The 22,010-nt window shown below is 60.6% G+C and carries 22 protein-coding genes; 11 read left to right on the top strand and 11 right to left on the bottom strand.

Going from position 1 to position 22,010, the window contains the following annotated elements:
• Nucleotides 1-50 precede the first annotated feature (50 nt).
• Nucleotides 51-2,732, bottom strand: coding sequence for a cation-translocating P-type ATPase (locus tag CHC01_RS17955; RefSeq protein ID WP_089265556.1), 2,682 nt, complete (start codon nt 2,730-2,732; stop codon nt 51-53).
• A gap of 319 nt (nt 2,733-3,051) precedes the next feature.
• Here CHC01_RS17955 and CHC01_RS17950 point away from each other — a divergent pair, with 319 nt between their 5' ends.
• Nucleotides 3,052-3,891, top strand: coding sequence for a universal stress protein (locus tag CHC01_RS17950; RefSeq protein WP_089265555.1), 840 nt, complete (start codon nt 3,052-3,054; stop codon nt 3,889-3,891).
• 417 nt (nt 3,892-4,308) lie between these two features.
• Here the strand turns inward: CHC01_RS17950 and CHC01_RS17940 are convergent, their stop codons facing one another.
• Complete coding sequence (locus tag CHC01_RS17940) at nt 4,309-4,509, bottom strand: hypothetical protein (protein ID WP_141137116.1); 201 nt, start codon at nt 4,507-4,509, stop codon at nt 4,309-4,311.
• Nucleotides 4,510-5,345: 836 nt separating this feature from the next.
• Between CHC01_RS17940 and CHC01_RS17935 the strand changes: the two genes are divergently transcribed.
• Nucleotides 5,346-5,747, top strand: coding sequence for a hypothetical protein (locus tag CHC01_RS17935; RefSeq protein WP_141137115.1), 402 nt, complete (start codon nt 5,346-5,348; stop codon nt 5,745-5,747).
• A 470-nt stretch (nt 5,748-6,217) separates the two neighbouring features.
• Complete coding sequence (locus CHC01_RS33510) at nt 6,218-6,481, top strand: helix-turn-helix domain-containing protein (protein WP_210421680.1); 264 nt, start codon at nt 6,218-6,220, stop codon at nt 6,479-6,481.
• Between the two features lie 414 nt (nt 6,482-6,895).
• On the opposite strand, the gene CHC01_RS32625 is transcribed toward CHC01_RS33510, so the two are convergent.
• Complete coding sequence (locus CHC01_RS32625) at nt 6,896-7,045, bottom strand: hypothetical protein (RefSeq protein ID WP_176454620.1); 150 nt, start codon at nt 7,043-7,045, stop codon at nt 6,896-6,898.
• Between the two features lie 460 nt (nt 7,046-7,505).
• Here CHC01_RS32625 and paaX point away from each other — a divergent pair, with 460 nt between their 5' ends.
• The 6 genes from paaX to paaE all read left to right on the top strand — a co-directional run bounded on the left by paaX (nt 7,506) and on the right by paaE (nt 12,195).
• The gene (gene paaX / locus CHC01_RS17925) at nt 7,506-8,378 is read left to right on the top strand and encodes a phenylacetic acid degradation operon negative regulatory protein PaaX (RefSeq protein WP_089265551.1); all 873 of its coding nucleotides are present in this window, start codon (nt 7,506-7,508) and stop codon (nt 8,376-8,378) included.
• A gap of 75 nt (nt 8,379-8,453) precedes the next feature.
• Nucleotides 8,454-9,446: a 1,2-phenylacetyl-CoA epoxidase subunit PaaA gene (gene paaA, locus CHC01_RS17920; protein ID WP_089265550.1), complete on the top strand. Its 993-nt coding sequence runs from the start codon at nt 8,454-8,456 to the stop codon at nt 9,444-9,446.
• 17 nt (nt 9,447-9,463) lie between these two features.
• On the top strand, nt 9,464-9,751 hold the full coding sequence (paaB, locus tag CHC01_RS17915) for a 1,2-phenylacetyl-CoA epoxidase subunit PaaB (protein WP_089265549.1): 288 nt from the start codon (nt 9,464-9,466) through the stop codon (nt 9,749-9,751).
• A 79-nt stretch (nt 9,752-9,830) separates the two neighbouring features.
• A complete protein-coding gene (gene paaC, locus CHC01_RS17910) occupies nt 9,831-10,607 on the top strand; it encodes a 1,2-phenylacetyl-CoA epoxidase subunit PaaC (protein ID WP_089265548.1) in 777 nt (258 codons plus the stop codon).
• The gene (gene paaD, locus CHC01_RS17905; protein WP_089265547.1) at nt 10,601-11,104 is read left to right on the top strand and encodes a 1,2-phenylacetyl-CoA epoxidase subunit PaaD; all 504 of its coding nucleotides are present in this window, start codon (nt 10,601-10,603) and stop codon (nt 11,102-11,104) included. Before paaC ends, paaD begins: the two co-directional genes overlap by 7 nt.
• An 11-nt stretch (nt 11,105-11,115) precedes the next feature.
• Entirely contained in the window at nt 11,116-12,195 is a 1,080-nt protein-coding gene (gene paaE / locus CHC01_RS17900; RefSeq protein ID WP_089265546.1) for a 1,2-phenylacetyl-CoA epoxidase subunit PaaE, read from the top strand.
• Here the strand turns inward: paaE and CHC01_RS17895 are convergent, their stop codons facing one another.
• The 8 genes from CHC01_RS17895 to paaG all read right to left on the bottom strand — a co-directional run bounded on the left by CHC01_RS17895 (nt 12,196) and on the right by paaG (nt 19,657).
• Nucleotides 12,196-12,621: a PaaI family thioesterase gene (locus tag CHC01_RS17895; protein WP_089265739.1), complete on the bottom strand. Its 426-nt coding sequence runs from the start codon at nt 12,619-12,621 to the stop codon at nt 12,196-12,198.
• 31 nt (nt 12,622-12,652) lie between these two features.
• The gene (locus CHC01_RS17890; RefSeq protein ID WP_089265545.1) at nt 12,653-13,891 is read right to left on the bottom strand and encodes a cytochrome P450; all 1,239 of its coding nucleotides are present in this window, start codon (nt 13,889-13,891) and stop codon (nt 12,653-12,655) included.
• Nucleotides 13,892-13,929: 38 nt separating this feature from the next.
• A complete protein-coding gene (locus CHC01_RS17885; protein WP_068734791.1) occupies nt 13,930-14,241 on the bottom strand; it encodes an EthD family reductase in 312 nt (103 codons plus the stop codon).
• Nucleotides 14,242-14,307: 66 nt separating this feature from the next.
• A complete protein-coding gene (paaZ, locus tag CHC01_RS17880; protein ID WP_089265544.1) occupies nt 14,308-16,335 on the bottom strand; it encodes a phenylacetic acid degradation bifunctional protein PaaZ in 2,028 nt (675 codons plus the stop codon).
• Nucleotides 16,336-16,377: 42 nt separating this feature from the next.
• Nucleotides 16,378-17,016, bottom strand: a complete 639-nt coding sequence (locus CHC01_RS17875; RefSeq protein WP_089265543.1) for a TetR/AcrR family transcriptional regulator — start codon at nt 17,014-17,016, stop codon at nt 16,378-16,380.
• Between the two features lie 22 nt (nt 17,017-17,038).
• Nucleotides 17,039-18,373: a phenylacetate--CoA ligase PaaK gene (paaK, locus tag CHC01_RS17870; RefSeq protein WP_089265542.1), complete on the bottom strand. Its 1,335-nt coding sequence runs from the start codon at nt 18,371-18,373 to the stop codon at nt 17,039-17,041.
• Between the two features lie 22 nt (nt 18,374-18,395).
• On the bottom strand, nt 18,396-18,866 hold the full coding sequence (gene paaI / locus CHC01_RS17865; protein WP_089265541.1) for a hydroxyphenylacetyl-CoA thioesterase PaaI: 471 nt from the start codon (nt 18,864-18,866) through the stop codon (nt 18,396-18,398).
• Entirely contained in the window at nt 18,866-19,657 is a 792-nt protein-coding gene (gene paaG / locus CHC01_RS17860) for a 2-(1,2-epoxy-1,2-dihydrophenyl)acetyl-CoA isomerase PaaG (protein WP_089265738.1), read from the bottom strand. Before paaG ends, paaI begins: the two co-directional genes overlap by 1 nt.
• Before the next feature lie 191 nt (nt 19,658-19,848).
• Here paaG and CHC01_RS17855 point away from each other — a divergent pair, with 191 nt between their 5' ends.
• Complete coding sequence (locus tag CHC01_RS17855) at nt 19,849-21,030, top strand: ABC transporter substrate-binding protein (RefSeq protein WP_089265540.1); 1,182 nt, start codon at nt 19,849-19,851, stop codon at nt 21,028-21,030.
• A gap of 106 nt (nt 21,031-21,136) precedes the next feature.
• Entirely contained in the window at nt 21,137-22,009 is an 873-nt protein-coding gene (locus CHC01_RS17850; RefSeq protein WP_089265539.1) for a branched-chain amino acid ABC transporter permease, read from the top strand.
• Nucleotide 22,010 lies beyond the last annotated feature (1 nt).

Below are 22,010 nucleotides of genomic sequence, written 5' to 3'. Positions count from 1 at the left end.
CGGCCGATTGTACTACCGGCCTTGTTCGAAACGTTGCGTTCCGTCAATGTTTAAAGGGGAGCCGCGTCCGGCGACATCTGTGAGCGCGGCTGCCTACCATAACGCTTCAGCCACACCGATAGTCGAGCAATGAGCGGGCCCCCGATCAACGGGAGCACGCTCATGGTGGAGATGACGACCCACGCATCAGCTCCGGGCGGCGATACGTGCAACATCCGCGCAAAATAGGGTGAATATACCGAAACAAGGATGATGCCGGCACAAAGTGCAAGCGCGGCCCACAACCAGGGGTTTCGACTGACGTCATTGTCGACGGCGCTCGAACGTCGGTCGCGCATGTTGAAGACGTGCCAGAGCTGACTGAAGGCCAGCGTTAAGAACGCGACCGTCACGGTCTCAGTCTCACTCAAGAGCAGTCCGTAGCGCGCGGCCGCTAGGGCGCCGAATGTCGCCATGGTCAAAAATGCGCCGTGCAAGGATATCTCGATCCATTGAGCACGTCCGAGAAGCGGTTCCTTTGGGCTCCGAGGCGGTCGCTTTAGGACGTCTCTATCGCCTTCGCCCATGGCGAGAGCGAAGGCCGGGAAGACGTCTGTGACCAGGTTCAGAAACAGTATCTGGATCGGAAGAAGCGGAAGCGGAAGTCCGGAAATCATGGCAATGCCAACGGTCAGAACCTCGGCGAGATTGCATGACAAGAGATAGATCGCGAAGCGGCGGATATTATCGAAGATGACGCGCCCGTTACGGATTGCCTCCACGATGGTAGGAAATGCGTCGTCCAAGAGGATCATGGCAGCCGCTTCCCGAGCCACATCCGTGCCTCTCAAGCCCATGGCGACGCCGATATCCGCCTGGCGGAGGGCCGGTGCGTCGTTGACGCCATCGCCCGTCATTGCAACGATCTGACCGGAAGCCTGAAACAAACGCACAAGCTCCAGTTTCTCCGTCGGGCTTACCCGCGCGAAGATGTCAGACTTCAGCAGCTCAGTGTCGATAGAGCCATTGTGTCTGGTGAGTTGCGTGCCTGCGGTTATACGCGGCGTCTCGCCACCTAGGCCGACTTGTCCAGCAATGCTGCGTGCTGTCGCCGCATGGTCGCCAGTGACCATGATCACTCTAATGCCGGCATCGCGGCACGCGCCGATTGCCGCAGGCACGTCTGGTCTCGGTGGATCATCGAGGCCCACCAGGCCGAGAAATGTGGATGCATCGAAGGAGAAGTCGGCGCCGCATCTTGCAGTCTTCTTGGCAAGGCCGAGGACGCGGAGACCCTGCGCGCCGAGCGCCGCAGCGCGCGCCAGCCACTCTCTGCGCATTGGTTCGTCCAAGATCACGGACGAGAGCACCGCTTCTGGCGCGCCTTTCACGGCAACGATGTAGTCCCCTTCATGACGATGGATCGTAGCCATCATCTTGCGTTCGATGTTGAATGCGAGCTCGGACACTTCGGCATTGTCATGGAGCAGGCGGTGTCGGTCCAGCCCGGCCATCCGACCGGCGCGTAGGAGAGCCAATTCCATCGGGTCGCCGCTGTCTCCGCCTACGACGTCCGATAGCGTCGCGTTGTTGCAAAGCACTGCAACCTCAAGAGCTTCTTGTATCTCCGCTGCGGCACCGGGAGGGATGACGTTGCTGCCCTCGCTTGACCCAAAGCTATTTGTGGCGAGGCGAACCTCTCCGGACGGGAGCCAGATACGTTGCACAGTCATGCGGTTTTCGGTCAGCGTTCCTGTCTTGTCGGTCAGAATCACGGTGGTGGCACCGAGTGTTTCAACGGCTGCAAGTCGTTCGACGAGGGCATTTTTTTGTGCCATCCGCCACATGCCGCGGGCCAACGCGAGCGTCGCGACGATCGGTAGCCCTTCGGGAATAGCGGCGACCGCCAGCGCGATGGCAGCTTCGATCATAAGGAACGGGTCTTTGCCTTGAAGCAGGCCGAGCCCGGCAGTGAGAGTCGCCAGAACCAAGGTCAGCCAGATCAGCTGCCCCGATAGACGCGCAAGCTTCTTCTCGAGCGGCGACGTCTCCGTTTTGGCATCAGCAACCAGTTTCGAGATCCGACCCAGTTCTGTATTCGTGCCGGTGGCGACGACTACGCCGACGCCAGTTCCGTGTACGATGTTTGTGCCCTGAAAAGCGATAGAGGTGCGATCCGCGAGGCGCGCGTCCGCGCGAACGGGTGTTGTTGTTTTGCCGATCTGCACCGATTCTCCAGTCAATGTGGATTCGTCGGCTTCCAGGTTCGCTGTTTCGATCAACCGCAAGTCTGCAGGAATCACATCGCCGGCGTCGAGTAACACGATGTCCCCTGGAACGAGCTCCTTTGCTTGAATCACGCAAACTTCACCGTCTCGGAGCACTCTGGATGAGCGACTTGCCAAGGCTCTTATGGCCTCAATGGAGCGGATGGCCTTGAACTCAGTCGCGAAGCCGATCACCGCATTGATTACCAGAACGACAATAATTGAGACGCCTTCCTCCCACTCTCGGAGGGCAAGCGCCACGACAACAGCGATCGCCAGTAGGATGACTGCGGGGCTCTGAAACTGATGCAGTAGTATCGAAAGTATTTCGGCTCTCGGTCTTGACTGCATTTCATTGGCCCCGCAAACGGAGAGTCGTTGCTTGGCCTCTGAACTAGACAAGCCTGCTTTCGGCTCGACTTCCAAGGCGAACAGGACATCGGCCGTGTCTTCGCTCTGGGGAGCTTTGAGGTGGAAGCGATCCATTGTTTATCAACTCCACACGCTGTCGACCAAATACTCCTCCATGTTAGGCGACGATCGTCGCCCCTGTTTTGAGGCAGCGCAATAAGGCTCCGCTGGTGATTTTGTTCGCCGAACGGGAGCTAGGAAGATCAATCCCGCATTCCCATCCGGTTGTAACAAGAGTCGCACGAAGTTTGTCGGCGCAGTTGACCCAGATCAAAAGTGCCTATGTGGAGCGGCGCTAAGTATTCATCGTCAACGAAGGCGGCGGGAGAGACTGACGTGCCCGCGCCGGTCGGCAACGTGAGCGTGAGCTTGAACAGCTCCAGTGGAGATACCGATGGCATTCAAAGATCTGATCCTTGGGTTGACCAGCTATCCCGAGCCGACCCCTTCTCCTGCGATACAGTCCGCGGTGTCATTTGCGTCGGTGTTGGGATGTCATCTCGCTGCCGTCGCTTGTGAGATTCACCACGAGGTGCCGGGGAGCTTTCTCTCGAACGCTCTCATCGACATTCCAGCGATGGCTGCGCGTGAGGCCGAAAAAAGCAGACAGAATGTGGCGGCGTTATTGACCGCGTTTGAAAAAGTCGCGGGCAAAGCCGGTCTGTCCCATGAGAGAATTTTTGAGAAATGCTTCGTGCATGAAGTATCGGATGTGTTCGTCGAGTACGGACGGATGCGCGACCTGATGATTATCCCGGCCGCACCCTCTTACGATCATTGGCACGCCGAGTCTGTAATCTTTGGAACAGGAAAGCCAACTCTGATTCTTCCGGAAAGGGCGCTCGCCGAGACGTTCAAGCTCAATACCGTGATGGTCGCTTGGGATTTCAGCCGTACGGCGGCGCGCGCGATCGCCGATGCAATCGGCATTCTCGAAAAGGCCAAGGACGTTCGGGTCGTGACCGTTCAAAATGAAAAGGAGATCGATACGAAGCGTTCGAGCGAAGAGGTGGCCAAGAACCTGTCACGGCACGGAATTACCGTGACCTTGGAAGACGTCGACGCTGCGGGACGGTCGATTGGAGAAGTGCTTAAGGCATCCGCAGCATCATGCGATGCGGATTTGCTGGTAATGGGCGCATATGGTCATTCTAGATTCCGGGAGTTCATTCTCGGGGGCGCAACGCAAAGCCTGTTGTCCGATCCACCGCTCCCGATAATGTTCTCTCACTGATGAGAATAGCTAGCGCTCGGCTTCGACGGCGGAGTTTTTCGAAAAAAACCGGTGCAAAGCGGACGTAGGTAAGCCCGCCGTTATCGCAGTGACGTCACAAAGTGCTGGGCAGACACCTGCTGGATATTCGGTCAAAGGGCCGCTCTTTCAAGTTGAAATCGCAAGCGCGGCACTACGAAATCTACAAGGCGCGTAGCTTTAATGGCAATCGGTTTTGCCTGTCACAGAGAACATGAACAGGCCGCGGCGGTGGCTCGAATTCTTCAAGCACAAGCTTCAGCCGACCGGCGCGCACATATTCGCCCACCCGATAGGACACAGCACATGTAAGGCCTGCGTCGATCGCTGCATCGATGGTGTTGGCGCTTAGGCGAGATTGGAATGACGCGGTCACTTCCTCGCCATTTGAAGCGGTCTCTAGTCGCGAATGTGCTCGTTCGCTGCAGGGAGTAACTCATAGATCACGTCACTCAGGTTGGTCGCTTGTCCTTTGAGCAAGCCAACTGTTTCGAGGCGTGCGTATCGTGTGCGATCGATCGCGCCGGCCGTGTACTTCCTGCCGCCACTTTTTGCGATTTCGCGCAAAAGCTTAAGGTCGTCTTCTGATAGGGCAATCAAGTTAGCACTCCGAATCAAACGATGTCGGCCCCCATATTAGACCTACGGACCCTCAGCTCACATCGACGTTAGGGAACCCAATCCGCAGTCGTAAGCGGGATTGCTGCATTCCGTGCGCGCGGGGAAGTGGAGCGGCGCACGGATGCGCTGTGTGGGCAGCGACGGGGAGCGGCACGCCTTGTTCTTCTATCGCATTCAGGACGCCGGTGAAGGTGATGGCAGTGGCGGAGAGCCGGAAACGAGGGTGTCCCTGTTGTGCCCCAGCTTTTCTGGGGTACCCTCCGAGGGAATAACGTCGCTAAATAGTTGCATACGCTTGAATAATGGTGGGCGCACAAGGGATCGATCTTGGACCTCTCCCGCGTGAAGGTACTAGCTCCGAGGAACATTGAGAGAATACAAGGCCATGGCCGGCGCCCAGTAGGCGGCAAAGGCCGCTGCAGGGCACCAGAATGCGCAGGTTGCGCGCCACCAAAAAAGCGAAAGCCCCGCCGGGGAAACGGGGCTCTCTACTGTCTTGGGGATGTGGGCGCTTGGGGGACCACCCACGCTAGGTAGACGTCCGGTCGCGGGAAAGGTTCAACCCTGCGACGAAATGGCCTTATGGCTGGGCGACGGGTGCCCATCCAGGCTCGGAACTCTCGATGATGCCAAAGTGTCTCCAAGAAGTCTGTTGACGCTTTTGGGCGGGTGGCCTGTTTGGAGTCGATGTTAGCGCCGAGGGGGCTGGGCATCGGGGGGGCTTGCTTCCTCGTCATCTTCCTGGTCGCGTCGTACCGATGGTTCTAGCTCGGGCTGCCCTGGGCTGCCACTATCGGCAAAACAGGGGGGCGGGGATGGATTGGTCAGTCATCATATTGCTGGCGCTTGTGGGCGTCTTCTTTCTGTGGCGGTCCTCAAAGAACGAAGAGAAGGCCAAGGTTGCCTCAGCTCGCCTGGAGAGCGACACGAAGCTCTATGAGCACATCAAGACGGGTATGCGGGAGTACAATTTCCGCGAACACGAGGGGCAGTTCTGGAAGGCGAGGGATGGCGAGCTGCTGTTTGACACAGCGCACGTGTCAGCCTTCCACGTCGATCATTTCGCGGAAACCCGGGTCGGGTTCTACTTCAAAGACTTGCAGGAATACGGGCTCTACGGCGGCTTCGCTGGTAACGGCGACGAATTCCATGACAGCTACTATCGGACCGACCGCACATTCCGAAAGGAAGAGGTGCTGGTGACGCTGGACGGTTGAGCGCCCGATCTGCTTGACGGGTTCAGCGCATCGGCGCACGATTCCTCCCATGCAGAAAATTCAGGCATTGACGTTCGGCGGTGGGCGCAAAGGTGCGGGTCGGCCGAAGGGCAGTGGTCGATATGGCGAGCCTACAGTCACCGTGCGGATATCCCGGACGCAAATGCCGGGGTCGGTGCCCGCAAATGGGGTCTTGGAATGAACCGCCGCTGCTACTCATTTTCATTTTTGGCCATTAGCAGAATTCACGCCCGACGCGGAAAGTTCTCGACCTTTGGATGTCCGCCGCGACTCATTATTGTGGCTGATGCGGTCAGCGAAAATTCTCTTCACAGCCGTTGATGTCCGGATGTGCTCGAAAAGTCCGTCGAAGTACGCTGTTGTACGCGAGGGCCCTCGGTTGCTCGCATTGACGTTGCTCGTCGCGCGGTCAACTCTCGCCGTCGAACGCTTTGCGATTGGGAGGCTTGGTGAGATACAGACGTCGAGAGAAGAACGGAGGAGAGCAGTCACAGGCTACTCCACTTCCAAAATCTGCTGAACCGCAGACGATTGCATTCTCTCAGCGGTTCACCTGTACGATTGACGAAGCATGCGAGGCGACCGGTTTGGGACGCACTAAGCTTTACGAACTGATAGGAGCGGGACATCTCGCGACCACAACGGTCGGACGTCGGCGACTCGTGGCAGTACAATCACTTCTGTCGCTTCTTAAAGCGAACATGTCGACGTGATGGGGGCTACTTAAGTGGCGCGGCTACATTTTGGTATGTGTTGTCCTTCACACTCTCATTCTGAGGACGCGACCGCTCTCCCTCAACCGGTCAAGCTTGTCGGCTCACCACCGCATCATCCGAACACGCTCCTGCCAGAATTCGACGGCGTGGGTATAGGCGCTACGGATTTCGTTCGCGCGGCAGAGCCACATTTGTAGAGGCAGATTCTCGCCTATTTGAAATCGGCGTCGCGGGTGCTGGGCCAGGGTGGGTATTAGTTGATTGAGATATCGGGCAATGTTCTCAGGCCCGTCGTGTCCGAAGCTGCGAAGTATGCTATCCTGCCGCAACCAGTTGGTGGGGCTGAGCCTGTCCAACGCTTCGAGTATGCCACCGAGCGCTACTGGACGCGGCCGTGATCGCAGTGGCGCGCTACGTCTCCTCTTCGAAGTGCTGGCCCACCTCGTTGCTGAAGCCGTCCCAAGTGACCTGATCGGTCTCCTTTAACTGTTCGCTGCTATCCATATCGAAGCGGTTTTTGGCGATGCACGCTCCCAGGTGATAGGTCTCGTCGAAAAGCAATGCGCCCCTCCCCATATCGGGAATGGTGCCGTAGTCTGCCGGTGGTGCTCGTCGACAATATCCGCCCGCCGGCGGCCGGGCATTCGTTGTCCCGGCAAAACTCCGTCAACATTCGCGAATTGTTGGTATCGACGTTGGTAGCGTCTCGGATAGACCTGAAAAATAATGTGTTTTGTCAATGGCATAGCTTCGCAGTACGGAGCCGCCCCTGGGCACCACTGTTATCCTGCCCGCAACATGATGCGAAGCAACGACTGCTAACTTTCGCTTAATGGCGTAAGCTGCGCATGGACGTGGTAATTGCCGGCTATTCCGACTCGTCGATCGACTGAATATTTCGAGCATAGCCGGATCCTGATCTTTGTGCCGGGCTGCGCGCGCACGGAGGATCTCATTCTACCAATCAAAATGCAGGGGCGGGCGGATTGGTGATCGTGCTGGAATGTCTTACGGATGTCCCATGTCGCATCATCCGCTCTTTCGCATTGTCAGCCGATTCAAGCGTGAACCCTCGCGAACTGGCTCACTGATCATTACTTTCTATGGCGACGCGATTTTGCCGCGTGGCGGATCGGTGTGGCTCGGCACATTGCTGGCATTTCTGGAAATGCTGGAGATCGACGGCGGCGTGGTGCGCACCGCGATGTCCCGTCTCGCCGCCGACGGCTGGCTCGATCGCGAGAAGGTCGGCCGCAAGAGTTTCTACAAGCTGGCTCCAGACGGGCAGGAGCGCTTCGCGTCAGCCGTAGCGCATGTCTACAACCCGCAGCCCTCCGAGTGGCAGGGGCTTCTTGAATTGCTCCTGATCTCCAATGGCGGGGATCGCGAGGTGTCGCGTGCCGCACTGACCGAGGCGGGGTTCGGCAATCCGATGCCGGGCGTCTGGGTCGCGCCATCCGGCACCGCTGTGCCATCGGTGGTGGCCGGTGCGATCCGACTGGAGGTGTCGGCCGATAACGAGATGGGGCGACGGCTGATCGGGGAGTCGTGGCTGCTGCCGCGGATCGCCGATTCGTATCGGGATTTTCTGAAGACTTTCGCGCCGCTCGAGGCGTGGATCGCGGGCGCGGACGCACTGCCGCCGGCAGATGCGATGCTGGCGCGTATCCTGCTGATTCATCAGTACCGTCGCGTCCTGCTGCGTGACCCGTTGCTGCCCCCGGTGCTGCTACCGGCCGACTGGCCCGCTATGGAGGCGCGCGCGCTGTGCGGCCGGATCTACCGAGCCTTGCTCTCAGCCTCCGAGCAGTGGCTCGACCAACACGGCGCAAGCGCGGGCGGACCATTGCCAGCGCCTGGCATGGAACTCGCCCGCAGGTTCTCGGACCAATAGCCGTTATGTTACAAAAATATCTTGATATTCGATTCTTTCGTTATATGTTGTGGGAAACATACGGGAGGACGAGGCATGTATACGCAGGCCCTGAATGCGCCGCAGGCCGACGACCGGCATCTGGAAGACGCTGACAAATCCGCTCGTTTCGAGGCCCGCGTCGCCAATGAGGAGCGCATCGAGCCCAATGACTGGATGCCCGCCGCCTATCGCAAGACATTGACGCGGCAGATTTCCCAGCATGCGCATTCCGAAATCGTCGGCATGCTGCCGGAAGGCAACTGGATCACGCGGGCGCCGACCCTGCGTCGCAAGGCTGCACTGCTGGCTAAGGTGCAGGACGAGTGTGGGCACGGCCTCTATCTCTATGCGGCCGCGGAAACGCTAGGCACCTCGCGCGAAGAACTCGTCGACCAGATGCTCAGCGGCAAGGCGAAGTATTCGTCCATCTTCAACTATCCGACGCTGACCTGGGCCGATATCGGCGCGATCGGATGGCTGGTGGATGGCGCCGCCATCATGAACCAGATTCCGCTGTGTCGTTGTTCCTACGGCCCCTATGCGCGCGCGATGATCCGCGTCTGCAAGGAAGAGTCGTTTCATCAGCGCCAGGGTTACGAGATCATGGTCACGCTGTCGCACGGCACATCTGAACAGAAGGCGATGGCGCAGAGTGCGCTGGATCGCTGGTGGTGGCAGTGCCTGATGATGTTTGGCCCGCCGGATGGCGAGAGCCAGCACAGCGATCAGTCGACTCGCTGGAAGATCAAGCGTTTTTCCAATGACGAGCTGCGTCAGAAATTCGTCGACGCCACCGTTCCCCAGGCCGACTATCTCGGCCTCAAGATCCCGGATGCAGATCTGAAGTGGAACGCAATGACCGGCCACTGGGACTACGGCGCCATCGACTGGCAGGAATTCCAGGACGTGCTGGCCGGCAATGGCCCCTGCAATCGCGATCGTCTCGCCGCGCGCCGCAAGGCACATGACGATGGCGCATGGGTCCGCGAAGCCGCCACGGCCTATGCGGAGAAGCAGCGAGCACGCCGCGCTGCTGCCGCGGCTTGAACGGACAGGAGCTGATCATGAGCACGCCGAACATCCAGCTTTGGGAAGTCTTCATTCGCAGCCGCAACGGGCTGGCACACAAGCATGTTGGATCGCTGCACGCCGCGGATGCTGCGCTGGCCATGCAGGCGGCGCGCGATATCTACACGCGCCGCGGCGAGGGGCTGTCGATCTGGATCGTGCCGTCGGACACCATCGTCGCCTCGGATCCCGCCGAAAAGGACATGATGTTCGAGCCGGCACTGTCCAAGATCTATCGGCATCCGACATTCTACGATGTGCCGGACGAAGTTGGCCACATGTGAGCCAGCGCACGCGCTGCTTCTTTCGCGCGCGCGTCATACTCTTACAGCAACAGAATTCTTGCCAGCAGGATCACAGGCCATGGCTGCAGCTTCGATCTCGGTAACTGAGAGCCCCCTGGTGCTCTATGCGTTGCGTCGTGCCGACGACGCGCTGATCTTGGGACACCGGCTTTCGGAATGGTGCGGCCATGCGCCGATGATGGAAGAGGATATGGCGCTCGCCAATATGGGTCTTGACCTGATCGGCCAGGCGCGTGAGCTGTATAGCTACGCGGCCAAGGTCGAAGACAACGGCAATGACGAGGACGGTTACGCCTATCTGCGCGACGTCCGTCAGTATCGCAATCTCCTGCTGGTCGAGCAGCCGAACGGCGATTTCGCGCGCACCATCGTCCGGCAGTTCTTCTACTCGGCCTTCGCCGATGCCTATTGGCGCGCGATGATGGATTCCAGGGATGCCACGCTGGCGGCGATCGCCGCGAAATCCGAGAAAGAGAGTGCCTATCATGTCCGGCATTCGTCCGAATGGGTGATCCGCCTTGGCGACGGCACGGCCGAGAGCCATGCTCGTGTGCAAGCCGCAGTAGACGACCTCTGGTCCTTCACCGGCGAACTGTTTCACACCGATAAAAGCGATGCCGGATTGATCGCCGATCGGCTTGTCGTCGATCCTGAAAGCCTCCGTACCGGCTGGGCCGACACCGTGACCGGCGTCTTGCAGACGGCGACGCTGGCGTGCCCCAAGAAAGACTGGATGCAGAAGGGCGGGCGGTCGGGACATCACAGCGAACATCTCGGTCATCTTCTCAGCGAGCTGCAGTCGCTGCAGCGCTCATTCCCGGGCGCAACGTGGTAGCCGCGGACACCAGCGACAGTGCGTTGCGCGCGCGCGCATGGGCTGCGGCGGCCGAAGTGGTCGATCCGGAAATTCCGGTCCTGACCATCGCGGATCTTGGCGTGCTGCGCGACGTATCCATTGTGGACGGACAGGTCGAGGTTGCGATCACGCCGACTTATTCAGGATGCCCGGCGATGAACATGATCGCGCTGGAAATCGAACTCGCTCTGGCGCGTGAGGGCATCTGCAATTCGAAGATCAGAACGGTGCTGTCGCCAGCCTGGACGACGGACTGGATGAGCGATGACGGCCGCCGCAAGCTGAAAGACTACGGCGTAGCGCCGCCGCAATCCGGCGGTGGCCGCCGCGCATTGTTCGGCGAACAACAGGTGGCTTGCCCGCAATGCGGGTCGCTTGCGACCGAAGTGCTGTCCGAATTCGGCTCGACGTCCTGCAAGGCGTTGTGGCGCTGCACAGCATGCCGGGAACCGTTCGATTATTTCAAGTGTCACTAGGACGAGTGCCGATGTCCCACGCCCCTAAATTCCATCGTCTCGCGGTCGATGATCTGCGCTGGGAAACCTCCGATGCGGTATCGATGACATTCGCCATTCCCGGAGATCTCGAACAGGATTACGCGTTTGCGCCGGGCCAGTATCTGACGCTGCGAACCATGATGGATGGCGAGGAGGTGCGCCGGTCCTATTCGATCTGCTCAAGTCCCGATGACCGCGAACTGCGCATCGCCGTGAAGAAGGTCGATGGCGGCGCCTTTTCGAGCTGGGCGCTCGAGCAGCTCAAATCGGGCGACGAACTCGACGTCATGACCCCGACCGGCCGCTTCGGCATCGCGCATGCGCCGGAGCAGGCGCGCATTCATGTGGGCTTTGCGGCGGGCTCCGGTATCACGCCGATCATGTCGATCATCCGGGGCATTCTCGCGCGTGAGCCCCAGAGCCGCTTCTTTCTTTTCTACAGCAACAGGATGGCATCCGGCATTCTGTTCCGTCAGGCTCTGGAAGAACTGAAAGACCGGTTCATGGGCCGCTTCTCTGTGTTTCACGTCCTTTCGCAGGAAGAGCAGGACCTGCCGATCCTTTACGGTCGGCTCGATCGCGACAAAGTCTCCATTCTGCTGCGCGCGATGGTGCCGGCTCAGGCGGTCGATCACGTGTTCATCTGCGGACCGGTGGCCATGAGCGAGGAAATCGCGGCGACCTGCACCGAACTCGGCATCGCCGCAGAACATGTTCACGTCGAGCGTTTTGTCTCAGGTCTTGGCGGCAAGCCGCGGCCCAAGCATGTCGTGGCTCCTGAGGCACCGCCCAAGGCGGTCGCGGCGCTCATCGTGGACGGCAAGCGCAAGGACGTGCCGATCGTCGAGGGGGAATCCATTCTCGATGCAGCGCTTCGCGCCGGCATGGATCTGCCTTATGCCTGCAAGGGCGGGATGTGCAGCACCTGCCGCGCCAAGGTTGTCGAAGGCGATACGCAGATGGATGTCAATTATTCATTGGAGCCGTGGGAGCTGGCGGCGGGCTTCGTGCTAACCTGTCAGGCGCATCCGGTGTCTAAGCGCATCACCGTCGATTATGATCAGGTCTGATCATTTGCTGTCGCGCATGATCGCATAGGCTGTCTGCGCCAGCGCGACCGGTTTTGCGTCGCTTGCGGTTTCGATCGTCACGCTGCCGAACGCCATGGTGCGGCCCAGCCGGACCACGCGCGCTTGCGCCAGCAGATCGGAACGCATGGCCGGTTTGAGGAAGTGGATGGTCTGATCCACGGTGGTCATCGGCAGATATTCGCCCGCTGCCGAAGATATCGCGAACACCATGGCCGTGTCGGCCAGAGACATCAGCGCCTGTCCGCAAACGACGCCGTTGTCGCGACAGAGCCTGTCCGAAAACTTCATACGCAAGACAGCGCCGTCACCGCCGATGCTTTCGATTGAGAGGTCGAGGTCCTGCACCCATGGGGCAAAAACGGTCTGCAGCAGATGAGTGGCAGTGGAGGCGTCGAAGGTCGTCATCACGGAGCATCCTGCATTCGGTGTGAAGAAATCATCCAAGCGTTACGGGCAATGACGTGAAGCCGCGGAATCGTGCGCGCCGGGCGCGTTTTGCGGGTCCCGCGGCTGCGAAATTCGGGAAGCGGGCCATGAAGCGTCCGATGGCGATGCGGCCTTCCATGCGGGCAAGATTGAGGCCCGCGCAGACATGGGCGCCCGAAGCGAAAGCCAGATGACGGTTCGGCGAGCGGCTGATGTCGAGTTGATCGGGCGCAGCAAATTGCGCGGGGTCGCGGTTCGCGGCGCCGATGCACAGCGTGATCAGCGTGCCCTTTGGAAGTGCGATTCCTCCGATCTCGGTGTCGACCGCGACGCCGCGATTACCGAGCTGATTGGAGCTTTCGAACCGCAGGAATTCCTCGATCGCCGTGCGGATCAGCGCCGGCTCGTCGATCAGGCGCTGCTTCTGTTCCGGAAAGCGCAACAGCAGTTCGAGGCCATTGCCGATCAGATTGGTGGTGGTCTCATGGCCGGCATTCAGGATGAAAATGCAGTTCTGCAGCAATTCACTTTCACTGAGCCGTTCGCCGCCAGCGGTTTCGCCGGCGATGAGACGTGTCAGAACGTCGTGTTCGGCATCGCCCGGCCGCGCTCGCCGGTTCGCGACCAGGCGGCGCAGATAGTCGAGAAACTCGGCGACGGCGGTTTCGCCGCGTGACTGCATCTGGGGCGACAGAGATGGTTCAAGGGCGCCGAGAATGGCAAGCGACCAGCAGCGCAGCGGGCCGCGTTCGTCATGGGGGACGCCAAGCAGGTTGCCGATCACCTCGATGGGGATCGCCGAAGCAAAATCCTCGATCAGGTCGACCTGGCCGCGTGCCTGCATGTCGTCGAGCAGGCGGTCGACCAGAGCGATCAGCCGCGGTTCGGTTTCAGCGATCGCGCGGGGGCTGAGGGCGCCGGCAATGAGATGGCGGACGCGCGTATGCAGCGGCGGATCGTTGAACACCAGACTGGTGGTGTGGTGCTCGAACAGCAGCGAGCCCACGCCGTATTTAGGTGCGAACTCCACCTTCTTGTCGGAACTGAAGCGGGTCGTGTCCTTGTAGATGGCCTCGAGATCGCTGTGCCGTGTCAGGAACAGCGAACCATCCGGCATCCTGTGCAACGGGTCGTGCGCCTGCAGCGCGCGATAGGTTGGATAGGGGTTATCATAGAAGGCGTCGGGCAACGCCTGCAACGAAAAGTCGCGGATGAGCTCCGCATTACCGATCGCCGTCGTGCTGGCCATGAGGTGCATCTCCACCGATCATCGACGCCATGACAGGCTCAGGCCAGAATCTCGCTGATCTGAACCGTAGCCTGAGTATCGGTGAAATTCGGGATGTCGGCGAAGATCTCACGGCCATGCGCCTTGCCAGCAGCCTTGAAATTGTCGAGCGAGCCGAAGGTCAGCAGCGCCATCATCTGGAAGTCCGGCGCGCTGCCGTCGGGCTTGCTGACGCCCTTGACGACCTGGGCGTTGCTGAGCCCGTGCGGTGTCCAGCGCTCCTTTACCAAGGGCATATGCTTGCTCAGATAATAATCGAGGTCGAATTTCGTCTCGGCGCCGGCGGGATACATCACTGTGACGAGGATCATGGTGGTTTCCTGAATGAGTTTAGGGTGTGGTGGCCGGCAGCGAATGGGTGCTGCCCGATACAAGGATCAGGACCGTACGGCGTTCATGGTGAGCAATTCATAGGTCGCTGCGGTTTCGCCACTCGCTGTGGTGATCTCGACGTCCCAGCGGACCTCGCCATACTGCTTGTTGCGCGGCGATTTCTCCTTCGCGGTCAACCGGACCTTGATGGCTTCGCCGGGCTGCACCGGCTTGACGAAGCGCAGCGAGTCCAGGCCGTAATTGGCGAGCACTGGGCCAGGATCGGGATCGACGAACAGTCCTGCGGCGAAGGATAGCAGCAGATAGCCATGGGCCACGCGGCCGGGAAAGAACGGGTGTCCCTTGGTCGCTTCCTCGTCCATATGGGCGTAGAAGGTGTCGCCGGTAAAATGAGCGAAGTGTTCGATATCCTCGAGTGTGATCGTGCGTTCCTTCGACATGAAGGTCTGCCCGATATCGAGATCCTCGAAGTGATAGCGGAACGGATGTCGTTCCTTCTCGACGATCGCTGCGCCCTTGGACCAGCTTCCGGTGATCCCGGTGAGCATGGCAGGCGATCCCTGCAGGGCGCTGCGCTGCATGTAGTGCTGCAAGCTGCGGATGCCGCCGAGTTCCTCGCCGCCGCCGGCGCGGCCGGGGCCGCCATGGACCATCTGCGGCATGGGTGAGCCGTGGCCTGTCTGTTCCTTGGCACAATCGCGATCGATCATTACCAGGCGCCCGTGGAAGCTGCCGATGCCGAATACGAGATCGGATGCGATCTTCGTATCATGCGTATAGACTGACGCGACCAGGCTGCCGCCACCGCGGTTGGCGAGCGTGACCGCGTCATCCAGCGCGTCGTAGCCCATCACGGTACAGACCGGGCCAAATGCTTCGATCTCATGCACGCTGACGGCACTGGCGGGATTCGCGCAATGCAACAGCAAAGGCGGCACGAAAGCGCCGCGTGCGGCGTCCGCACCCTCGACGGAAAAACGGTCGGGATCGCCGCTCACCAGTTCGGCCTCGCTGCGCAACTTTGCCAGATGGGCGAGCACGTCGCGCCGTTGGTCCAGTCCCACCAGCGGGCCCATGCGCACGCTTTCCAGTTCGGGATTGCCGATAGTGATCTTGGCGAGACGTTCGCGCAGCGCCGCGATGACGGCATCGACATGGGCGGATGGTGCAATGGCGCGGCGGATCGCTGTGCATTTCTGTCCCGCCTTCACCGTCATCTCCTTCGCCACCTCCTTGATGAACAGGTCGAATTCCGGCGTGCCCGGCGCGGCATCGGGCGCCAGGATGGCGGCGTTGAGCGAATCCCGCTCGGCGACGAAACGGACGGCCTCTCGGGCAATGACCGGATGTCGCTGTAGCTTCTGCGAGGTCTCGGCCGAGCCGGTAAAGGACACCACATCCTGACAGGTGAGGTGATCGAAAAGGTCGCCGGTCGAGCCGACGACAAGCTGGAAGGCGCCGTCGGGCAGAATACCGGACTCGGCAATCATGCGCGCGAGCGCATGCGCCACATAGGACGTGACGGTTGCGGGCTTGGTCACGACCGGAACGCCGGCCAGCAATGCGGGCGCGAGTTTTTCCAGCATTCCCCAGCAGGGGAAATTGAATGCATTGATATGCACCGCCACGCCATGCAGCGGCGTCACGATATGCTGGCCGGCGAAGCTGCCGGCTTTCGACAGCGATTCCACGCCGCCATCGAGCAGGAATTTCGCATTGGGCAGTTCACGGCGACCCTTGCCGGCATAGACGAACAGGGTGCCGATGCCGCCGTCGACGTCGATCGTGTTATCGATGCGGGTCGCGCCGGTCTGGAACGACAGCTTGTAAAGCTGCTCCTTGCGCTCGGTCAAATACTGACCGAGTTTCTTCAGCATGTCCGCGCGCTGGTGAAAGGTCAGCCGCCGCAGATGGGCGCCACCGGTGCCGCGGGCATAGTCCAGCGTCTTGCGCATATCGATCCCGCCACTGGTCGCTTGCGCGACCACGTCGCCGGACACCGCGCTGGCGATCTCGATCAGGTCGCGCCCGGGGGCGGCCCATTGTCCGCAAACGAAGCTTTCGAGTTTCATGAGATCGCCTTCCTTGTGAGTGGCCCGAGTTGGTAGGCAGCGCTACTTCCGCCGCGCGGTGGCACGTTTGGGGACCGGAGCGGGCTGCGCTAGCAGGTCGCGCGTGCCGTCGACGATCAGCCGCGTGACCAGGTCGGCATAATCCGCGCGGGTGAACGGCCCCTGGCTTCTGAACCAGAGGTAGTGCCAGTTGACCATTCCGAACAGCGACATGGTCACCGGCTTGAGCATCGTCGTACCCGCTAGCTGCGGCGCGATCGCGGATACCGCGCTGGAGAAGATGCGCACGAGTTCGCGCTCCATGTTTTTCAACGCGGACTGGCGCTCGTCGGACAGGAACCGCATGCTGCTGATCTGGACGCTGTGCTGCGCGTCAGCATCGCGATAGGCCTCCAGCAGCGCCGCCACGAGCTCGCGCAATCGCGCGTCCGGTGTCAGATCGGGCTGGTCGGCGGCCTCGACGACTTGCAGCAGGTCTTCGAGATGGACGCGGATGACGTCGAACAGAAGCTCATCCTTGTCCTTGTAGTAATGATAGAGATTTGCCTTCGACACCCCGCATGCGGCGGCAATCTTGTTCATGGATGCACGGTCATAGCCGTATTCGGAGAACAGTTCCGCCGAGCGATCGAGGATCGCGCGGCGCTTGTCGTCGTAGTTATTCGCGCGGGGACGGGCCATGCTGAATCGGATTCCTTGGGATCTAGCTCTGCGGCCGGCGGTCAAGGATGCGTCTGGCCTTGCCGGCCGAACGCTCGATGCCGTCGGGGTCGCGGATGATGACGCGCGATGTGATGCCGATGGTGTCCTTGATCGCCTGCTCCAACCGGTTGGCGGCGGCCTGACGGAGGTCGGAAGCAGAGAATTCGGGACGGGCCTCGACGTGGATCTCCATCTCGTCCATGCGACCGCTTCGCGTCAACACGATCTGGTAATGCATCGACAATCCAGGGATGGTCTGCAGCTTTTCCTCGATCTGGGTGGGAAACACATTGACGCCGCGCAGGATGATCATGTCGTCGGTTCGGCCGGTGACCTTCTCCATGCGTCGCATGGCGCGCGCCGTGCCGGGCAGCAGGCGGGTGAGGTCGCGCGTCCGGTAACGGATGATCGGCATTGCCTCCTTGGTTAGCGATGTGAACACCAGTTCGCCTTCCTCGCCGTCGGGCAGCACCTTCCCGGTATGCGGATCGATCACCTCCGGATAGAAATGATCCTCCCAGATATGCAACCCGTCCTTGGTCTCCACGCATTCGCTGGCGACGCCCGGACCCATCACCTCCGACAGGCCGTAGATGTCGACGGCATGAAGATCGAAGGCTTCCTCGATCTCCTCGCGCATCGCGTTGGTCCACGGCTCGGCACCAAAGATGCCGATTCGCAACGACGACTTGCGCGGATCCAGGCCCTGCTTCCGGAATTCATCGAGGATCGCCAACATGTAGGATGGCGTGACCATGATGATGTCCGGCTTGAAATCGGTGATGAGCTGCACCTGACGTTCGGTCATGCCGCCGGAGATCGGGATCACCGTGCAACCGAGACGCTCCGCGCCGTAATGCGCGCCGAGGCCGCCGGTGAACAGGCCGTAGCCATAGGCGTTGTGCAGCTTCATACCGGCGCGTCCGCCTGCGGCGCGGATCGAGCGAGCAACCACATCGCTCCAGGTGTCGATGTCACGCTTGGTGTATCCGACGACGGTGGGCTTGCCGGTAGTGCCCGACGAGGCATGGATGCGCGCGACCTGCTGCTCGGGCACGGCGAACATGCCGAACGGATAGTTGTCACGCAGGTCGGTCTTGGTGGTGAACGGAAATTTCGCGAGATCGTCGAGGCTCGTGAGATCGCCTGGATGAATACCGGCGGCGTCGAATTTGGCGCGGTAGTGCGGGACGTTGTCATAGGCATGGCGCAGCGACCATGCGAGTTGCTTCAGCTGCCAGGTCCGCAGGTCTGCGGTGGCGGCGACTTCATAGCGGTCCAGTTCGGTGGGCTCGGGTCTGAGCTGGTCCAGCTTGCGCAATGGCATTTGAAACATGGAATCCTCCCGGATCGGCTTTTTATTGAGCTAGGGTGGAATTCGGCCGCAACAACTCGCCCGAAATGGTACGCGAGTGGCCGCGGAATTCGGCAACGACGATATTCTTGCTGTCACGCACCGTGACATCGTAGATGCCGCCACGCCCGGCCTTTGAGCGTTCGATGGCGTGAGCGGTGAGTGTCTCGCCCGCAGCAACAGCGTGGATGAACGTCACGGCGCATTGTTGCGCGACAGCTCGCTGATTGTAGCTATTGCAAGCGAAAGCGAAGGCCGAGTCGGCGAGAGTGAAGATGAAGCCGCCGTGGCAGATGTCGTGACCATTGGTCATGTCCGGCCGGACCGTCATGGCGAGCAGGGCTTCGCCGGGCGCAATCCGCCGGATCGACATGCCCAGTGCCTTGCTGGCGCGATCATTATGCCACATCGTGTCGGCACAGGCTTGGGCCATGGTCTGCGCCGCGGTCTCGGCTGCTGCCTCACGCGACTCCATCACTGCCTCCCGACGAAACGCGGTGCACGCTTTTCCATGAACGCTGTCACGCCTTCCATATAGTCCGGCGTACGGCCTGCCTGTCCCTGCAGATCGCATTCGAGGTCGAGTTGCTGGTTGAGATTATTGGTCTCAGAGGCGTCGAGCGCCTGTTTCATCAGCGCAAGTCCAGCCGTGGGCTGGGTCGCAAAATGCGTGGCGAGACGATGCGCTTCAGTCATTAGGGCGGCGTCATCGACCGACTTCCAGATCATGCCCCAGGCTTCCGCCTGGTCCGCGGGAACGGGTTCGGCGAGCAGTGCAAGCGCGCGGGCCCGCGCGGTGCCCACCAGTCTCGGCAGGATCCATGTGCCGCCGGCATCGGGTACGAGGCCGAGCTTGGCAAAGGCCTGAATGAATTTCGCGGAGCGCGCGGCGATCACGATGTCGCACGCGAAGGCCACATTGGCGCCCGCGCCGGCCGCAACGCCGTTGACGGCACAGATTACCGGCATCGGCAAGCTGCGCAATTTGCGAACCAGCGGATTGTAGTAGGTCGCAATAGTTACGGAGAGATCCGGTGTTTCACCCGGCGTGAAAACGCCGTCGGAGAGATCCTGTCCGGCGCAGAAACCGCGGCCCGCGCCGGTCAAAAGCAGGGCACGGCAGGAAGTGTCGGCTTCCGCAGCCATGAGTGCCGTCATCAATTCGGCATGCATCGCAGCGCTGAAAGAATTCAACCGGTCTGGCCTGTTGAGCGTGAGAACGCGATAGCCTTCGCGGAAATCAGTCGTGACGAGGCTCGTATCCACCACTTCCTCCCTATTGTTATTTTTCCGGCTGTGCGCCGTTGTGAAGCAGATGTTACTATTGACCAACCGTTCGGTCAATTATAAAAGTCGATGCGGGATTTGGTGCCATCGGGCGCGGCTCGCCCGCTAGGATGCACACAAAGCGCCAGGCACGCTCAAAAATGAGCGGCCATCACAGGGGAGGAAACGAGATGACGTGCCACTCGCATTTCAAGAGCCTTGCTATTGCCGCAGCCGTTGCGCTGCCGCTGTCGGGACTGTCCATCTATAGCCCCGCGCTCGCGCAGCAGACCGTCAAGATCGGGTCTGTGCTGTCGGTTACAGGTCCCGCATCGTTTCTCGGCGAACCCGAAGACAAAACGCTGCGCATGTATGTCGACAAGATCAACGCTGCTGGTGGCGTGGCCGGCAAGAAGATCGAACTCGTGATCTATGATGACGGCGGCGACGCCAACAAGGCGCGCACATTCGCCACCCGTCTGATCGAGGACGACAAGGTGGTCGCGATGGTCGGAGGCTCCACCACGGGCACCACCATGGCGATGGTGCCGGTGTTCGAAGAGGCGCAGGTCCCGTTCATCTCGCTGGCGGGCGCCATCGAAGTGGTCGATCCCGTGCGCAAGTTCATCTTTAAGACGCCGCACACAGACAAAATGGCGTGCGAGAAGATCTTCGAGAATCTCAAGCAGCGCAATTTCACCAAAGTCGCGATGATTTCCGGCACCGACGGTTTTGGCGCGTCGATGCGGGCCCAATGCGTCAAGGTCGCCCCGACCTATGGCGTGCAGATCGTCGCCGAGGAAACCTATGGCCCGCGCGACAGCGACATGACGGCGCAGCTCACCAAGATCAAGGGCGTTGCCGGGGTGCAGGCCGTGGTCAATCCCGGTTTCGGACAAGGGCCCGCGATCGTGACGCGCAACTATGCGCAGCTGGGCATGTCGGCGACCCCGCTGTATCAGAGCCATGGCGTGGCATCGAAGAGCTTCATCGAACTCGCCGGTCCAGCTGCGGAAGGCGTACGGCTTCCGGCTGCGGCGCTTCTGGTCGGCGACAAGCTGCCGGACGGCGACCCGCAGAAGAAGGTCGTCGTCGACTACAAGCAGACATTCGAGGCGACCGCCAAGCAGCCAGTCTCGACCTTTGGCGGTCATGCATATGATGGGTTGTACATCATGGTTGAGGCGATGAAGCGCGCCAATTCCACCGACGCGAAGAAAGTGCGCGACGAAATCGAGAAGACCAAAGGCTTTGTCGGTACTGGTGGCATCGTGACCATGTCTCCGACTGACCATCTCGGCCTCGATCTATCCGCCTTCCGCATGCTGGAAGTGAAGGGCGGCGACTGGGCCCTGTTGCCACCCGGTACCTGACGTCACAAACGGCGATCTCCGCGACACATATCGTCGTGCGCGGAGATCAATCACTCTCGCTCCACACAGAACAGATTGTAGTGGCAATGAAAGGCCGTTGGCACGCATGCCCGAGTTTTTTCAATTCCTGGTCTCGGGCCTGACGATCGGCGCCGTCTACGCCCTGGTCGCACTTGGCTTTACCCTGGTCTACAACGCCTCCGACGTGGTGAATTTCGCCCAGGGTGAATTCGTCATGCTGGGCGGAATGGTCACGGTGTTCGTTCATGCGGCCGGTGTGCCGCTGCCGCTTGCGGCGCTGGTCGCGGTCATCGTGTCGGTCGTCCTTGGCCTGTCGCTGTACCGGCTCGCAATCGCGCCGGCCCGCGGTGCGTCGGCCGTGTCGCTGATCATCATCACCATCGGTGCGTCGATCCTGCTGCGCGGTGCGGCGCAGATCGTTTTCGACAAGCAGTTTCACAAGCTGCCGGCATTCTCCGGTGATACGCCGGTGCAGATGCTGGGCGCCGCGGTTCAGCCGCAGAGCTTCTGGGTGATTGGCGGCACCGCCGTGATGGTCCTGTTGCTCTACGTCTTTCTGGAACGCACCCTACTCGGCAAGGCTGTGCTCGCCACATCGGCCAACCGGTTCGCCGCACGGCTTGTCGGCATCAACACCACGACCATCATGGCGCTGGCTTTCGGCGGCTCGGCCGCCATCGGTGGTGTGGCCGGCATCCTGATCACGCCGATTACCCTGACGAGCTACGATGTCGGCACGTTGTTGGCGCTGAAGGGCTTTGCCGCGGCCATGCTCGGCGGCATGGGCAATCCGCTTGGTGCTGTTGCGGGCGGGCTGTTGCTCGGGCTGCTCGAAGCGTTCGGCGCCGGGTACATCAGTTCGACCTATAAGGATGCGTTCGCCTTCATCGTGATCCTCGCAGTGCTGTTTGCGGCGCCCCAGGGATTGTTTGGCCGCCGCACCATCGAGAGGGTCTGAG

This window comes from Tardiphaga sp. OK246, from assembly GCF_900188215.1.
Classification (GTDB): domain Bacteria; phylum Pseudomonadota; class Alphaproteobacteria; order Rhizobiales; family Xanthobacteraceae; genus Tardiphaga; species Tardiphaga robiniae.
The sequence above is the reverse complement of the archived record's forward strand: the minus strand, read 5'-3'. Positions and strand labels throughout refer to the sequence as shown.

Excerpts from the sequence above, each read along its gene's own strand:
- CHC01_RS17895 (WP_089265739.1), bottom strand. The coding sequence starts at position 12,621 with ATGACGACCTTCGACGCCTCCACTGCCACTCATCTGCTGCAGACCGTT.
- paaI (WP_089265541.1), bottom strand. The coding sequence starts at position 18,866 with ATGGAGTCGCGTGAGGCAGCAGCCGAGACCGCGGCGCAGACCATGGCC.
- paaX (WP_089265551.1), top strand. The coding sequence starts at position 7,506 with ATGTCGCATCATCCGCTCTTTCGCATTGTCAGCCGATTCAAGCGTGAA.
- CHC01_RS17935 (WP_141137115.1), top strand. The coding sequence starts at position 5,346 with ATGGATTGGTCAGTCATCATATTGCTGGCGCTTGTGGGCGTCTTCTTT.
- paaA (WP_089265550.1), top strand. The coding sequence starts at position 8,454 with ATGTATACGCAGGCCCTGAATGCGCCGCAGGCCGACGACCGGCATCTG.
- CHC01_RS17950 (WP_089265555.1), top strand. The coding sequence starts at position 3,052 with ATGGCATTCAAAGATCTGATCCTTGGGTTGACCAGCTATCCCGAGCCG.
- CHC01_RS17890 (WP_089265545.1), bottom strand. The coding sequence starts at position 13,891 with ATGGCCAGCACGACGGCGATCGGTAATGCGGAGCTCATCCGCGACTTT.
- CHC01_RS17855 (WP_089265540.1), top strand. The coding sequence starts at position 19,849 with ATGACGTGCCACTCGCATTTCAAGAGCCTTGCTATTGCCGCAGCCGTT.
- CHC01_RS17875 (WP_089265543.1), bottom strand. The coding sequence starts at position 17,016 with ATGGCCCGTCCCCGCGCGAATAACTACGACGACAAGCGCCGCGCGATC.
- CHC01_RS17850 (WP_089265539.1), top strand. The coding sequence starts at position 21,137 with ATGCCCGAGTTTTTTCAATTCCTGGTCTCGGGCCTGACGATCGGCGCC.
- CHC01_RS17955 (WP_089265556.1), bottom strand. The coding sequence starts at position 2,732 with ATGGATCGCTTCCACCTCAAAGCTCCCCAGAGCGAAGACACGGCCGAT.
- paaE (WP_089265546.1), top strand. The coding sequence starts at position 11,116 with ATGTCCCACGCCCCTAAATTCCATCGTCTCGCGGTCGATGATCTGCGC.
- paaZ (WP_089265544.1), bottom strand. The coding sequence starts at position 16,335 with ATGAAACTCGAAAGCTTCGTTTGCGGACAATGGGCCGCCCCCGGGCGC.
- paaC (WP_089265548.1), top strand. The coding sequence starts at position 9,831 with ATGGCTGCAGCTTCGATCTCGGTAACTGAGAGCCCCCTGGTGCTCTAT.
- paaB (WP_089265549.1), top strand. The coding sequence starts at position 9,464 with ATGAGCACGCCGAACATCCAGCTTTGGGAAGTCTTCATTCGCAGCCGC.
- paaK (WP_089265542.1), bottom strand. The coding sequence starts at position 18,373 with ATGTTTCAAATGCCATTGCGCAAGCTGGACCAGCTCAGACCCGAGCCC.
- CHC01_RS17885 (WP_068734791.1), bottom strand. The coding sequence starts at position 14,241 with ATGATCCTCGTCACAGTGATGTATCCCGCCGGCGCCGAGACGAAATTC.